The sequence below is a fragment of the Brucella sp. genome (assembly GCF_032066345.1).
Lineage (GTDB): Bacteria > Pseudomonadota > Alphaproteobacteria > Rhizobiales > Rhizobiaceae > Brucella > Brucella pseudogrignonensis.
The window spans coordinates 1-13,733 of record NZ_DAMBKZ010000028.1 but is presented as its reverse complement, the minus strand read 5'-3'; the positions used below and the strand labels follow the sequence as shown (position 1 = coordinate 13,733).

Here is a 13,733-nt window from a genome sequence, read left to right as displayed (position 1 = left end):
CTACGAACTGGTTTGAGAAGAACGCAGAAAGTACCCTCCGGTTCCATCCGGAGTGCGATAAATCTTTGAGATACCAAGAAAATAGGACACATAGCTCGTTGGGCAAGAGCGGCTACTCTTCGCCCCATAAATAAAAAGCCCGCGAATGGCGGGCTTTTTTATAGCATTTCCAGCAAAAGTGCGAAGCGGTTTTGCGTCGGATAATGCGTAAAAACAAACAGTTACAGCGGTTCTAACGATTCATTCTTAACTGGAACCGCTGTAAAGAAATGCGGGCGTAATTGATTACGCTGCTTCGACTTCATCACCGTCGACATCGCCTTCAGCGTCGGCATCAGCCTTGGTACGCTTAGGGCTCTTGGCGAGATTGGTCTCGATAAGACGGACAGCTTCAGTATCTGAAAGCTTGTTCACAGCTGCGATTTCGCGCGCCATGCGATCCAGCGCTGCTTCATACAGCTGGCGTTCCGAGTAGGACTGCTCTGGCTGATTTTCAGCACGATGCAGATCGCGGACAACTTCAGAAATCATAATCAGATCGCCGGAATTGATCTTTGCATCATATTCCTGAGCGCGGCGCGACCACATGGTGCGCTTCACGCGTGCACGGCCCTGAACGACCTTGAGAGCACGCTCAACATAGTCGGTTTCCGACAGCTTGCGCATACCGATGCTGACAGCCTTGGCGACTGGCACCTTGAGGCGCATCTTGTCTTTTTCAAAGTCGATAACAAAAAGCTCAAGCTTATGGCCGGCTACTTCCTGCTCTTCGATGGCTACGATCTGGCCAACGCCGTGAGCTGGATACACAATGGACTCACCGGTCTTGAAACCCTGACGAGCCGGTGTCTTCTTCTGCTGGGATGTCATACGCTCTAATACTCCCTGTTGTGCCCGGCGCAACTCGCCGGTTTACACATGATATCGACCGCGCCACTTGGGAGAGGCACGGAAGTCGTTGCGGTTTGAACTGGAAGCGCGTCTCGGACACAGATTTATCTACCGGGAAGGTTGGTTAGGGACGGACGCGAAATCGCAAAAATCCGTTCCGGTGCCATACAGCCCAGTAAAAAAAGCTAGCCCTTTCAGAGATTAATGCGTTTGCGCCACGAGTTGACGTCCAGTCACCGAAATTATCTGTGCAACTTAACACAATTTTGCGCAAGAATCAACAAATTGCCAAATATCTTACTTTCGGCAACTTTAGACGCCCTTAAAATAGGCTGTATTCGCGCATTCGTGCAGACAAAACGCGCCCGCAATGCGATTTTTAGTCGCCCGAACCCGGTTCTGCCGAGAAGAACTGCTCAAGCTTGCCAGTTACGCCGTCCATTTCCTTGGCTTCAGGAAGTTCATCCTTCTTAGCCGTCAGATTAGGCCACTTGGCAGCATATTCAGCATTCAGCTCAAGCCACTTATCGAGACCCGGCTCGGTATCCGGGCTGATGGCTTCCGCTGGGCATTCCGGTTCACAAACGCCGCAGTCGATGCATTCATCGGGATTGATGACGAGCATGTTCTCGCCTTCATAGAAACAGTCGACAGGACAAACCTCGACGCAGTCCGTATATTTGCAACGAATGCAATTATCGGTCACGACATAAGTCATTGTCCAACTCCTGTTGCCAACCTTCTATTTGAAGGAACGGCTTATCTATCCTGAACTGGCTGTTCGAACACTCAGATCGGACATCTGAATGATTTCGCTCCGGTCACGACATATGTGTCACGCATATGGTGGCTACGGCGTGTGGCTTGCTTGCCAGCTCATGCCCTTGCAATCGCCAACGGTGAGGTAACGACTTTATCTGCCCATGACAAGAGCCCAATCGCCGCAATATCACTATGTCACGAACATCTGAAACGACATTTCGTTTATGAACCTAAACGCGGAAAAGACTTTTATTTTAAGGCTTTGATACGCAATTTCTATCGCACAGAGGCGCTATCCTGCGTCATCGCGTCCGCCATAGAGCGTTTCCTGCTTCAATTGAAATGCTCTATCCGGCCAATTTTACGCGCATCTACGCCCGAAAACCAAAGCCCACTTATTGGGATTCACTCTAATTGCCGCGCAAACGATCAGTTTCGCGACGTTCTTTCTTGGTTGGACGGCCTGCACCGCTTTCGCGTCGTGGCTGTATTGGCTCAGCGAGCTGATCTCCCGGTACAGGTTTGGGCGTCATGTCTTCATAAAGAAGCTGCGCTTCGGGCGTTGGACCGCGTCGCTCGCCAGGGGCAAGTATCTTGTAAACCAGAATGCGCCGATCAAGCGTGATCGTCAGAACATCGCCGACTTTAACCTGATAGGCTGCCTGCTCAATCTTATCGCGATTGACGCGGACTTTGCCGCCGACGGCGAGTTTCGCCGCCAGCGATCTTGATTTGACCACGCGCGCAAAGAACAGCCACTTGTCGATCCGCTGTCTTGCGCCGTGTTCGCCGGTCATCTTACTTCTTCAACTGCTCCTTGAGCGCCAGAAGCTTGGCAAAAGGCGAATCGGGATCAATCCGTACCGGACGTTCCTGTTCGACGCGCTTGTTGCCCTGATGATTATTGCCATGGTCACGCTTAGGCTGACGATCGCGATTGCCATCGCGTGGCTTGCCTTTGAAGCCTTCGCGCTTGTTCTGGCCTTCGCCATCATGGTTGCGGCGATTCTTGTCGAAACGCTTGCCACCACGATTGTCACGCGCGTTCTGGCCTTCGCCGCCTTCCGAACCGCCTTCAGACTTGCGAGCCTCATTGCCCTGGCCACCCTGTGGGCGGTTATGGCGCTGACGGTTCTGGTCCTGATTACGGTTATTACGGCCTTCAAAACGGCCCTGACGCCACAGAAGAACAGGCTTTGGTTCTTCAACAGGCGCTTCAGTAAGCTGAACGGCAGGCTTTTCTTCACCCGACACTTCCGCTGCAGCAGCAGCTTCAACCGGTGCAGGTACAGGTTCAGCCGCAGGAACAGCAGGCTTTGCTTCGCTCGCAGGTGCGGCAGCAGGAACAGCTGGTTTGAAGACGGTATCTTCAACAACAGCCTCCGCTTGCGCGGCGGCAGCCGCAAATGCATCGAGTTCAGCGAGCTTTGCTGTGACAGCGGCAGCTTCTGCAGCTTCATGGCGATAGCCAAGGCTCTTCAGGATTTCTTCCATATCTTCGGTGGTTGCACCGAGAATGGACATCATAGCCGGCGTGACGATGAAGCGCCCACCATCATAAGCGCCTTCCGGACGAGTGCCCGAACCCGGACGCCAGGCAAGAGCCGGACGGATCAGGTCAGCAAGACGTTCCAGAATGTCGATACGAACAGCACGACGACCCAGCACGCGATAGCCTGCAAGGCGGTAGAACTGATGATCGAAAGCCGGATCGACGACAACCGATGTACGGCCTGCGGCCAGAACATTGACCACGTCACCATAACCGGCACGTTCGCGACCATCGTTCTTCAATGCCCAGAGCAGCGTGATGAGGCCAGCAGGTGCAGGCTTCAGCAGCATTGGCATGAAAACATGATAGGCACCGAAGCGCACGCCAAGACGGCGAAGAGCGGCACGGGAATCCTGATCAAGGCCACGGACTTCCTCAGTCACATCGCGACGCTGAAGAATGCCGAGGCTCTCGACGATCTGGAAAGCCAGACCGCGCGTCATGCCGGTCAGCGCATCGGCGGCGCTGAGATCGGTCAGAGGCTTCAAAATGGTTTCGATATGATGCGCCACAAAACGTTCGATGCGGGCTGCAACCTTGTCGCGTGCCGGACCGGTCAGCTGCTCATCAGCTAAAATGACCGCGCGTGGCTTCAGAACATCGTCGCCTGCAACCAGCGTTGCGACAGTTGCCCCAACCCAGCGCAGAACGCCATCCGAACCGAGTGCGAAGTCGCCGTTGGGAGCAGCAGCGAAACGCTCCGCACGACGATCAAACTCGGCGGCCAGCGCCTTTTGTGCAGCCGTCTTTACTGCCTTCGCATCCGGTCCATCGGACTGAACGTCGGCTGTAAAACGGAATCCTTCCAGTTGCCCGACATTATGGCCTTCGACAATTACGTCTCCGGTCGAGCTGATATCTGCTTCTAGCATGGCATTCTCTCTCAGGCGCCTCATAAGCACGCTTGTCCTGCGGTCTACAAAGCGTTTCGTCAACCTTTCATGCAGCGCATCGGACAATCTGTCCTCAATTTCGCGCGTCTTTTCCTGCCAGTGTGTCGGATCGGCAAGCCATCCCGGCCTGTGCGACACAAAAGTCCAGGTACGGATTTGCGCCACGCGGTGAGACAGAGTGTCGATTTCCCCCTCTGTACTGTCGGCGCGGCGCACCTGTTCGCTCATATAATCTTCATCAACGCTCCCTCGGCGGACCAGATCCTGATAGATGGTTGCTATGATATCGGCATGTTGTGCCGGCGCAATCTTACGATAGTCGGGGAGCGCACAGGTATCCCACAAAAGTTCGATCCGCGCAGGCGAATTTGCAAGCCGCACAATGTCTTCGTCTTTTGACAAATTTTCAAGCGCCTGTTGATCAACAGCAGGCAGCGCCTTGGTCAGTCCTTCGATCGGCGTCGGCGTTTCCAGAGAATAACGCAACGCACTCAACGATGAAAAATCGAAACGCCCTGTACGCCATTGCATAACTTTCACAGGGTCGAAGTCATGGGCTTCAACCCGCTCGACCATTTCATCGTCCAGCGGGCGCACCTGCCCAGTCACACCAAATGTACCATCGCGCAGATGACGCCCGGCGCGGCCTGCGATCTGTCCAAGCTCAGCCGGTGTCAGGTCACGATACTGATAGCCATCGAATTTGCGATTCTGTGCAAAGGCGACATGATCAACATCGAGATTGAGCCCCATGCCAATCGCGTCGGTCGCAACCAGAAAATCGACATCGCCAGACTGGTAAAGCTCGACCTGTGCATTGCGCGTGCGTGGGCTAAGAGCACCCATAACCACCGCTGCACCGCCGCGTTGACGACGGATCAGCTCGGCAATGGCGTAAACTTCTTCCGCAGAGAAGGCCACAATCGCCGAGCGATTTGGCAGGCGGATGATCTTCTTTGAACCCGCATAAGTGAGATGCGACAGGCGCGGACGCGTCACCACCGTAATCCCGCGCAACAGCTTTTCAAGAATGCCGCGCATGGTGCCTGCACCCAAAAGCAGCGTTTCCTGACGGCCGCGCAGATGCAGAATGCGATCGGTGAAAATATGGCCGCGTTCAAGATCGCCTGCCAGCTGCACTTCGTCGATAGCCACGAAAGGCATATCCGTGCGGCGTGGCATGGCCTCGACTGTGCAGACGGAATAACGCGAAGTCGGTGGCGTGATCTTTTCTTCGCCGGTAATCAGCGAAACATTGGCAGCCCCTACCCGCTCAACCACACGATTATAGACCTCGCGCGCCAAAAGGCGCAGCGGAAGACCTATCATGCCACTGCCGTGCGACAGCATCCGCTCGATAGCGAGATGCGTCTTGCCGGTATTGGTTGGCCCCAGAACCGCAGTAACACCGCGGCCGCTCAAGGTCAGCGGCAGATCATGGGCAGGGAGTTGGTTCATGCCAATAATAGAATTCCCGGAACAAATGCCATACGTAAAGCCATGCGTTAGCACTATATGACTTGAGCCGAAAGCGCTCCTGTTAAGTTTCAATCCATGTTTCGGGACGTTTCCGGCACGATCCAGTCTTTACTGTTCTATCCGGAACTTATCTCGCGTGCACCCTGAAAAGAACAAAACGGCTTTCAAATGACCATCCGTTTTAAAACACAGGATTGAAGATTGGTCTTCTATCAGCCCGCATCTTAACAAACGTGCCTTTTAATAAATAGAACGACTCTGGAACGAATCGGCGACGAATCGCTCACAGAACTTCCTTCGCCTTTTGTTCACGGCAACATATAGTGGCTGAACGCTCAATTCCCACCATATAATGAATCACCTCAGTTAATAATCAGCCCTAAAACAGAACAAACCTGCGGCCGCGTTAACTTTTATCTCGGAAGCCATTCTGCGAGCTGAGGCGACAGATGGTCTATTTATAAAATATCAATATTTCCTGACAGTTAGTTAAAGCTTTCGTCACATGAGAACCGATTTTCATTAACCTTCAGGCCAAAGCCGGAACGAATCGGCGACGAATCGCTGATCCGCATATTTTCCGGCTTTGTTCTCACCAGATATAGTGGCTGATCCTATCCAAACACCCTAGAGCGGCAAGAATTCGCCGCTCCAAGACAGTGATACTGACGCTCGCTGTTAACTTTTGAGCCTCTTATGCCCAAGCGGCTCAAGATGCTGATGCATCGCGCCTTGAAAAAGTTCGATCACCACTGGAGCATAATCAGAACGCCATGAGCCATACTCATGGCGTTCTGGTCTCATGGCGTTTTGGTATTACGACCGCTCAACGCACATAGCGACACCCATGCCGCCACCGATGCAAAGGGTTGCAAGTCCGCGTTTTGCGCCACGACGCTTCATTTCATATAGCAGGGTCGTCAGCACACGCGCACCGGACGCACCGATCGGATGGCCAATCGCAATTGCACCGCCATTGACGTTCACGATCTCCGGATTAATACCAAGATCGCGAACGACAGCACAGGATTGCGCTGCAAAGGCTTCATTCGCTTCAACCAGTTCCAGATCGGCGACCGTCCACCCAGCTTTTTCAAGCGCTTTGCGGGTAGCAGGAATTGGTCCAGTCCCCATGATCGATGGATCGACACCCGCTGTTGCCCAGGAAACGATCTTCGCAAGCGGCTCGACTCCGCGTTTTTCAGCTTCATCCGCATCCATCAGGACAACAGCCGCCGCACCGTCATTAATGCCGGATGCATTGCCAGCCGTAACCGTGCCCTCCTTGTCAAAGGCAGGCTTGAGCTTGGTCAGCGCCTCGATTGTTGCACCAACGCGGATATATTCATCCGCAGATACAATCGTCTCGCCTTTGCGGCTCTTTACGGCAAACGGAACAATCTCATCCTCGAAACGACCTGCGGTCTGTGCAGCTTCGGCCTTGTTTTGCGATGCCAATGCGAATTGATCCTGATCATCGCGGCTGAGCTGCCACTGCTTGGCGATGTTTTCTGCGGTGATACCCATATGGTAGCCATTGAAGGCATCCGTCAGGCCATCCTTGATCATCGTATCGATCATCTTGAAATCGCCCATCTTCACGCCGGAACGCAAATGCGCGCAATGGGGTGCCATGGACATCGATTCCTGACCGCCTGCCACAATGATCTTCGCATCGCCCGACAGAATCTGCTGCATACCGAGTGCGACAGCACGCAGGCCTGACCCACAAAGCTGGTTGATCGAGAATGCAGTCGTTTCCTTGGGGCATCCTGCTGCCATCGCAGCCTGCCGTGCCGGGTTCTGCCCCTCGCCTGCCGTCAGCACCTGACCGAGAATGACTTCATCCACATCAGCAGCATCCACGCCTGCGCGCTCAAGAGCTGCCTTGATTGCTGTTGCGCCCAGTTCATGCGCAGCCACATTTGCGAAAGCGCCATTGAACGCGCCCACCGCTGTTCGGGCTGCGCTGGCAATAATGATGGCTTTCTGGCTTTGCGATGCAGTCATTCTTTCCTCCTTGAAAAATCACCGACAGAGAAAGACCAAAACAGACACCTTGGCAAGCTCTGGCGTGTCCGCGGGTTTGGCACCTTCGCTCAAAACGATAATCAGTTTCTTCTCCACACATATAGTTTTCACCATACGTGTCCTTCAACAGTCGTTAGATTAGCTTCATGCAATCAAAGGAGATTTCTATGCCAAGCCTGACATTAGATAATGCCAATGCGATCATTACCGGCGCCTTTGCCAAGGCTGCCGAGTTGCAGTTGAAGCCGATCGTCGTTTCTGTTTTCGACGCAGGCGGCCATCTGAAAGCCTTTCAGCGACAGGACGGAACTTCGATTCTCCGCTTTGAAATTGCATCCGGAAAAGCTTTCGGCGCACTGGCTGTCGGTACTGGCTCACGCTGGCTCCACAATCAGGCCAAAGACCGTCCGCATTTTCTTGAGGGGCTGTCAGGCGTCTCAGGCGGGAGAATCGTGCCCGTGCCCGGCGGCGTGCTGATTAAAGACAGCACAAACGAAATTATCGGCGCTGTCGGCATCTCCGGTGATACATCTGACAATGATGAAGCAGCAGCCGTAGCCGGCATCGAAGGCGCGGGCTTTACAGCCGACATCGGATAAGAAGATCAAAACGCCGCGTATCCCATCAATATACGCGGCGTTTCATAGAATTGTATTGAAGACACCCGAATTATCATTTCAGATTTTTATTCGCAAAATGCGCTATTGCACCCGGCAAGGCATGTTCCACGCTGCCAACAAAAGAAGGTGTATCCGATATAACTTGAATATACCCTTCATTATATAATGTACAATTTACAACATTAAAAAATGAAACACCGGAATTTACAGATAAACCGCCGTTACCGATAATAATTTTGATAACATCATCCATTTTTATAACCCATAAAAAGTTGAATAACTAACAAGGGTGATGCTTCTTAATTTATAAGGCAAAATTGTGATTTTTTACCTTTTGATAAAAAATTGAATAAACATAGAATACTTAGTTGCTATTGCATTAGAACAAAAAAACGCCGCTTCCGGAGACCGGAAACGGCGTTTTTGAAATTCATCTTTCAGCTGCGATGCAGCCTAAGACTATTCCTTAGCTTCGAGGACCTGACGGCCGCGATACATACCGCTCTTAAGATCGATATGATGCGGACGACGAAGTTCGCCCGAGTTCTTGTCCTCGACGTAAGTCGGGGCCTTGAGAGCGTCTGCCGAACGGCGCATGCCGCGCTTCGACGGAGACGTTTTGCGTTTTGGTACTGCCATGGATCCAGCTCCACTGATCGATAAACAAACGTCCGGCACGGCCCCGAGGAGCCTGTCACATCGGACATAATTCCGGAAAGTCACGTGCCTATACACGCTCTCACTGCATTTGACCAGTCAGAGTCTTATCTTTTTTCCTGTCCAGCCGTTTATCGAACGCATGTCACATAGGGCCCAGCCCTGGAAGCGCGCCCGGCAACGATGCGCGAGATACGCTGCATGTTGCGCGTTGGCTTTGCCGGATTGCGCAAAGCGGGATTGGGAAGCGTTACGGCAAGCAAAGCGGCTTGCTGGGCAGTCAGACGTGATGCAGGCCGATTGAAGTAATGCTGAGCGGCCGCCTCGATTCCATAGATGCCCGGTCCCCATTCAGCAATATTGAGATAGATCTCCATAATCCGCTGTTTTGACAGCACGGCATCGGCGACCAGCGCCAAAGGAAATTCGAGCCCCTTGCGGACATAAGACCGGCCGTTCCACAGGAATAGGTTCTTTACAGTCTGCATGGTGATGGTCGATGCGCCGCGGCTTGGACCGCCCTCACCCGCATCATCAAGCACGAGGCTGAGCTGGTGCCAGTCCACGCCGCCATGGCTGCAGAACTGTCCATCCTCAGCCATCATCACCGAATTCACAAGAACAGGTGCAACATCCTCAATGCTCACCCACTGCCGATCTACATCGCGCAGAAGAACATAGTCCTTCACCATCAATGTCGAAATCGGACGAACAAAAGGAACCGAATAGACCAGGATCAGAAAAAGCGGCAGAACCGCAAGCACCACCAAAATCTTGAGCATGAGGGCAATTCTGCCACCCCAAACGGGATCAGCCAAGTAACCGCGACCATCTTTGCTCTTGAGAATGATTTTTGCCACGTCCACCGCCTGTTAGAGCATTTCCAGCAAAAGTGAGAATCGATTTTGCGTTCGAAAATGCGTAAGACAAATAGATAAAGCAGCTCGAGTGTTAGCTTGAACTGCTTTAGCCCCATTCAAGCGACATAAACTATTCCTTAACAATAATGAACCTGATTCCATAATCAGCCGCAGGAATTCAGCGACCAAATTGAGCGCTTTATGGCTCAAAATCCGCTGTTTGATGACCGCTTGATGAAAAAGCCTGTGCTGATCGATGTGGCCAGTTGACCAAATCAGCGCTTTCGTCCATCCCCTTTAGACATGGAAAACGTGTCTGTCGATTTTGCTCAATCCCTGAACCTACGCGCGCTCGAAGTCGAGACAATGCTGGTTGGGCTTCTGGATCTTCGTTTGCGCACCGGCGAAGTGGCTCGCCCCGAGCGACTGCTCGCTGCCATGCGTCATGGCGTGCTGAATGGCGGCAAAAGACTGCGTCCCTTCTTGGTCATAGAAAGTGCAGCCCTTTTTGGCCAGCATGGCGATGCGGTTCTGCGCGTGGCATCCGCGCTTGAGTGCATCCATTGTTATTCGCTCGTCCATGACGATCTGCCAGCGATGGACAATGATGATATGCGGCGTGGTCAACCGACCGTACACAAGGCTTTTGATGAGGCCGCAGCGATTCTCGCGGGCGACAGCCTGCTGACCTACGCTTTTGACATCGTGGCCTCAGACGAAACCGATCTTCCCGCCAGCATTCGCAACGAGCTGGTCTCGGCTTTGGCGCGGGCTTCCGGCATTGGCGGCATGGCCGGTGGTCAGGCGCTTGATCTGATGGCAGAAGATAACAAACCCGATGAAGCAGGCATTATCACGCTGCAAGCCATGAAGACCGGTGCGCTGATTCGTTTTGCCTGTGAAGCCGGAGCGATCATTGCAGGTGCATCGCGCGAAGACCGCGAACGCATGGCGGAATTCGGTTCGGCCATCGGTCTCGCCTTCCAACTTGCCGACGATCTTCTTGATGTAACTGCCGATGCGGCGATCATGGGCAAGGCAACAGGCAAGGATGCGGCGGCAGGCAAAGCCACGCTCGTTGCGTTGCATGGCATCGACTGGACGCGCAAGCAGCTCTCCGGTCTGGTGGCTCAGGCGGAAAGCCTGCTGGAACCATTTGGCGAAGATGCAGTGATTCTCAAACAGGCCGCTCGCTTCATTGCAGAGCGACAGAGCTAAAGCGCATCCCGAAAAATGTGAAACGGCTTTCGGACCAGATGCACGTCAAAACCAACTCTTAGAGATCGTCTTCACGCACTTTGATGATGGCAACGTCATCGACCGAGAGCTGACGGCCATCAAGTGCACGCACCTCAAGCTTCGCCACGCCTTCACCATTGATGGTATCAACCAGTTTTGAATGCGGCTCATCAGGCGCAAACAGATAGTTCTCGCCCCATTGCCGCAGGGCAACGACAACAGGCAACAGATCACGACCCTTGTCGGTCAGTCGATATTCCTGATGTGCGCCGCCATTGGGATCGGACACCATCTCCATAATGCCCTCGCCCGTCAGCTTGCGCAGCCGTTCAGCCAGAATGTTACGCGCGATGCCCAGATTCTTCTGGAAGGCGCTGAACCGCGTTACTCCGTCAAAAGCTTCACGCACGATCAATAGTGACCACCAGTCGCCGATCACATCCAGCGCACGCGCACTTGGGCAATAGTCACCTTTCAGGCTCTTTTTGCGAACCATGTTTACTCCATGCATTGCAACTTGGTTGCAATATAAAACCAATCACGCTAAAAGCAAAATGGTTTCATTTTAAAACCATTTTGCAGGAGCCAATCATGCAGTCCTATCCCAGCGCGGCAGCACCGTCTGCCGCGAACGACCTTGTGCGCCCTTCGCTTTCCCGAGCGACACTGCTGCTGTTTGCCATTGCCAGTGGCCTCGCTGTGGCCAATGTCTATTTCGCACATCCGCTTCTTGATGTGATGTCAGATGATATGGGGCTTAAACGTTCAACCGCCGGCCTTATCATTGCGTCTAGCCAGGTCGGCTATGCAATCGGCCTCATTTTTCTGGTGCCCCTTGGCGATCTTTTCGACCGGCGAAAACTGATTCTCACGCATTTCCTGCTGTCGGTCTTATCGCTTCTAGTCATTGGCTTTGCAGGAACTGCGACCATGTTGTTGCTGGCAATGGCCACGACGGGGCTTCTGGCTGTTGTCACACAAGCACTCGTTGCCTATGCGGCGAGCCTTGCCGATCCGATGCGGCGCGGTCATGTGGTGGGGATTGTCACAAGCGGCATCGTACTTGGCATATTGCTGGCACGCGCCATAGCTGGCGCGCTCACCGATATTGGCGGATGGCGCAGCGTTTACTTCAGTTCCGCAGCACTCACATTGCTGATTTCGCTACTTCTATGGCGCAACCTGCCACAACAGAATCGTCAAACGACCAGCGTCTCCTACCCCGCGCTTATTCTGTCACTTGTAACGCTGTTCCGCTCCGAACCCGTGCTCCGTGTCCGCGCAATCATTGCCATGCTGATCTTTGCTGATATCACCACGCTGCTTGCGCCGCTCGTCATACCCCTCAGCGCACCGCCTTTTGAATTGAGCCATGCGCAAATCGGACTGTTCGGCCTGGCCGGAGCCGCAGGTGCGCTGGCCGCTTCTCGTGCGGGCGTGGCTGCGGACCGGGGGCAGGCTCAGCGCGTGACCGGCATCGCGCTCACGCTGATGCTGTTATCGTGGATACCAATTGCCCTGCTCGATTATTCACTGCTCTGGCTGATTGCAGGTGTGCTCGTCATCGATTTCGGGCTTCAGGCTGTGCACGTCACCAATCAGGCAATGATCTATCGCGTGCGGCCCGAGGCACAGAACAGACTCACCGCTGCCTATATGGTTTTCTATTCCATCGGCAGCGCAAGCGGCTCGGCACTTTCAACATGGATCTATGCTTATGCGGGCTGGAACGGTGTCTGCCTGCTGGGTGCTGGCATTAGCCTCTTCACACTCATATTCTGGGCTGCGACCCGTAAATCAATGCCGGAGGTCGCAACGCGCCCAGTATCAAACTGAAATCAGTTCTGGCCAGCAGCGATCTTTCGATCAAGCCCGAAACGGTTTTCGATATATTCGGCAACCATCTTCTGGAAATCGGCGGCAATCTCAGGTCCGCGCAGCGTCGTAACCTTCTTGCCATCGACAAAGACCGGTGCGGACGGCGTTTCGCCCGTGCCGGGAAGCGAGATGCCAATATCAGCATGTTTCGATTCGCCCGGACCGTTGACGATGCAGCCCATGACTGCGACCGAAAGCGATTCCACACCCGGATATTTCTCGCGCCAGACAGGCATACTGCGACGAATATCGTCCTGAATATTCTGCGCCAGTTCCTGAAACACGGTTGAGGTCGTGCGTCCGCAACCCGGACACGCGGCAACAATCGGAATGAACTGACGGAAACCCATGGTCTGCAGCAGTTCCTGTGCCACCTGCACTTCACGCGTGCGGTCGCCGCCCGGCTCTGGCGTCAGCGAGATACGGATCGTATCCCCAATGCCCTGCTGAAGCAGGATACCCATGGCAGCCGACGAAGCGACAACGCCCTTGGTGCCCATGCCCGCTTCGGTGAGGCCCAGATGCAGCGCGTGATCGGAGCGCTGTGCAAGCATTGTGTAAACGGCAATCAGATCCTGCACCTGACTGACCTTGGCCGACAGGATGATCTTGTCGCGGCTAAGGCCGATTTCTTCTGCAAGATTTGCCGAAATCAGCGCCGACTGAACAATGGCTTCACGCATGACTTCCTGCGCGCTCAAAGGCGCACCCTCAGCCTGATTGCGATCCATCAGCGTGGTCAACAATTCCTGATCGAGCGATCCCCAGTTAACGCCGATACGGACAGGCTTGTCATAACGGATCGCCATTTCAACGATATCGGCGAACTGCTTGTCCTTCTTGTCCTTGAAGCCGACATTGCCCGGATTGA

The 13,733-nt window shown here is 53.8% G+C and carries 13 protein-coding genes; 3 read left to right on the top strand and 10 right to left on the bottom strand.

The genetic code is table 11. The features are described 5' to 3' along the window. Positions 1 to 285 precede the first annotated feature (285 nt). From RT142_RS22265 to RT142_RS22245, 5 genes are all read right to left on the bottom strand, one after another. On the bottom strand, positions 286 to 870 hold the full coding sequence (locus RT142_RS22265) for a CarD family transcriptional regulator (protein ID WP_007876746.1): 585 nt from the start codon (positions 868 to 870) through the stop codon (positions 286 to 288). Between the two features lie 400 nt (positions 871 to 1,270). Next, the gene (gene fdxA, locus RT142_RS22260; RefSeq protein ID WP_007876747.1) at positions 1,271 to 1,609 is read right to left on the bottom strand and encodes a ferredoxin FdxA; all 339 of its coding nucleotides are present in this window, start codon (positions 1,607 to 1,609) and stop codon (positions 1,271 to 1,273) included. Positions 1,610 to 2,063: 454 nt separating this feature from the next. Next, the gene (locus tag RT142_RS22255; protein WP_313031600.1) at positions 2,064 to 2,450 is read right to left on the bottom strand and encodes an RNA-binding S4 domain-containing protein; all 387 of its coding nucleotides are present in this window, start codon (positions 2,448 to 2,450) and stop codon (positions 2,064 to 2,066) included. A gap of 1 nt (position 2,451) precedes the next feature. Beyond that, a complete protein-coding gene (locus RT142_RS22250) occupies positions 2,452 to 5,556 on the bottom strand; it encodes a helicase-related protein (protein ID WP_007876751.1) in 3,105 nt (1,034 codons plus the stop codon). An 837-nt stretch (positions 5,557 to 6,393) separates the two neighbouring features. Then, complete coding sequence (locus tag RT142_RS22245; RefSeq protein ID WP_079212298.1) at positions 6,394 to 7,587, bottom strand: acetyl-CoA C-acetyltransferase; 1,194 nt, start codon at positions 7,585 to 7,587, stop codon at positions 6,394 to 6,396. Between the two features lie 188 nt (positions 7,588 to 7,775). Here RT142_RS22245 and RT142_RS22240 point away from each other — a divergent pair, with 188 nt between their 5' ends. Continuing rightward, positions 7,776 to 8,207 carry a GlcG/HbpS family heme-binding protein gene (locus tag RT142_RS22240; RefSeq protein ID WP_064321077.1) on the top strand — a complete coding sequence of 144 codons (432 nt, stop codon included), beginning with the start codon at positions 7,776 to 7,778 and terminating at the stop codon, positions 8,205 to 8,207. A gap of 73 nt (positions 8,208 to 8,280) precedes the next feature. Here the strand turns inward: RT142_RS22240 and RT142_RS22235 are convergent, their stop codons facing one another. From RT142_RS22235 to mtgA, 3 genes are all read right to left on the bottom strand, one after another. Further along, entirely contained in the window at positions 8,281 to 8,481 is a 201-nt protein-coding gene (locus RT142_RS22235; protein WP_007876757.1) for a hypothetical protein, read from the bottom strand. A 206-nt stretch (positions 8,482 to 8,687) separates the two neighbouring features. Beyond that, on the bottom strand, positions 8,688 to 8,867 hold the full coding sequence (gene rpmF / locus RT142_RS22230) for a 50S ribosomal protein L32 (RefSeq protein ID WP_006467787.1): 180 nt from the start codon (positions 8,865 to 8,867) through the stop codon (positions 8,688 to 8,690). Positions 8,868 to 9,016: 149 nt separating this feature from the next. Further along, complete coding sequence (gene mtgA, locus RT142_RS22225; RefSeq protein ID WP_171380024.1) at positions 9,017 to 9,745, bottom strand: monofunctional biosynthetic peptidoglycan transglycosylase; 729 nt, start codon at positions 9,743 to 9,745, stop codon at positions 9,017 to 9,019. A gap of 303 nt (positions 9,746 to 10,048) precedes the next feature. Between mtgA and RT142_RS22220 the strand changes: the two genes are divergently transcribed. Next, the gene (locus RT142_RS22220) at positions 10,049 to 10,963 is read left to right on the top strand and encodes a farnesyl diphosphate synthase (RefSeq protein WP_313031594.1); all 915 of its coding nucleotides are present in this window, start codon (positions 10,049 to 10,051) and stop codon (positions 10,961 to 10,963) included. A 58-nt stretch (positions 10,964 to 11,021) separates the two neighbouring features. Here RT142_RS22220 and RT142_RS22215 read toward each other — a convergent pair whose 3' ends face one another. Next, a complete protein-coding gene (locus tag RT142_RS22215) occupies positions 11,022 to 11,480 on the bottom strand; it encodes a helix-turn-helix domain-containing protein (protein WP_313031591.1) in 459 nt (152 codons plus the stop codon). Positions 11,481 to 11,575: 95 nt separating this feature from the next. Here RT142_RS22215 and RT142_RS22210 point away from each other — a divergent pair, with 95 nt between their 5' ends. After that, complete coding sequence (locus RT142_RS22210; RefSeq protein ID WP_313031590.1) at positions 11,576 to 12,820, top strand: MFS transporter; 1,245 nt, start codon at positions 11,576 to 11,578, stop codon at positions 12,818 to 12,820. Between the two features lie 2 nt (positions 12,821 to 12,822). Here RT142_RS22210 and ispG read toward each other — a convergent pair. Further along, the coding region (gene ispG, locus RT142_RS22205) for a (E)-4-hydroxy-3-methylbut-2-enyl-diphosphate synthase (protein WP_313031586.1) at positions 12,823 to 13,733 on the bottom strand (911 nt) is incomplete at its 5' end.

Bases quoted from the DNA above. Each gene is read 5' to 3' on its own strand.
- RT142_RS22265 (WP_007876746.1), bottom strand. From the start codon at position 870: ATGACATCCCAGCAGAAGAAGACACCGGCTCGTCAGGGTTTCAAGACC.
- fdxA (WP_007876747.1), bottom strand. From the start codon at position 1,609: ATGACTTATGTCGTGACCGATAATTGCATTCGTTGCAAATATACGGAC.
- RT142_RS22255 (WP_313031600.1), bottom strand. From the start codon at position 2,450: ATGACCGGCGAACACGGCGCAAGACAGCGGATCGACAAGTGGCTGTTC.
- RT142_RS22250 (WP_007876751.1), bottom strand. From the start codon at position 5,556: ATGAACCAACTCCCTGCCCATGATCTGCCGCTGACCTTGAGCGGCCGC.
- RT142_RS22245 (WP_079212298.1), bottom strand. From the start codon at position 7,587: ATGACTGCATCGCAAAGCCAGAAAGCCATCATTATTGCCAGCGCAGCC.
- RT142_RS22240 (WP_064321077.1), top strand. From the start codon at position 7,776: ATGCCAAGCCTGACATTAGATAATGCCAATGCGATCATTACCGGCGCC.
- RT142_RS22235 (WP_007876757.1), bottom strand. From the start codon at position 8,481: ATGGATGATGTTATCAAAATTATTATCGGTAACGGCGGTTTATCTGTA.
- rpmF (WP_006467787.1), bottom strand. From the start codon at position 8,867: ATGGCAGTACCAAAACGCAAAACGTCTCCGTCGAAGCGCGGCATGCGC.
- RT142_RS22220 (WP_313031594.1), top strand. From the start codon at position 10,049: ATGGAAAACGTGTCTGTCGATTTTGCTCAATCCCTGAACCTACGCGCG.
- RT142_RS22215 (WP_313031591.1), bottom strand. From the start codon at position 11,480: ATGGTTCGCAAAAAGAGCCTGAAAGGTGACTATTGCCCAAGTGCGCGT.
- RT142_RS22210 (WP_313031590.1), top strand. From the start codon at position 11,576: ATGCAGTCCTATCCCAGCGCGGCAGCACCGTCTGCCGCGAACGACCTT.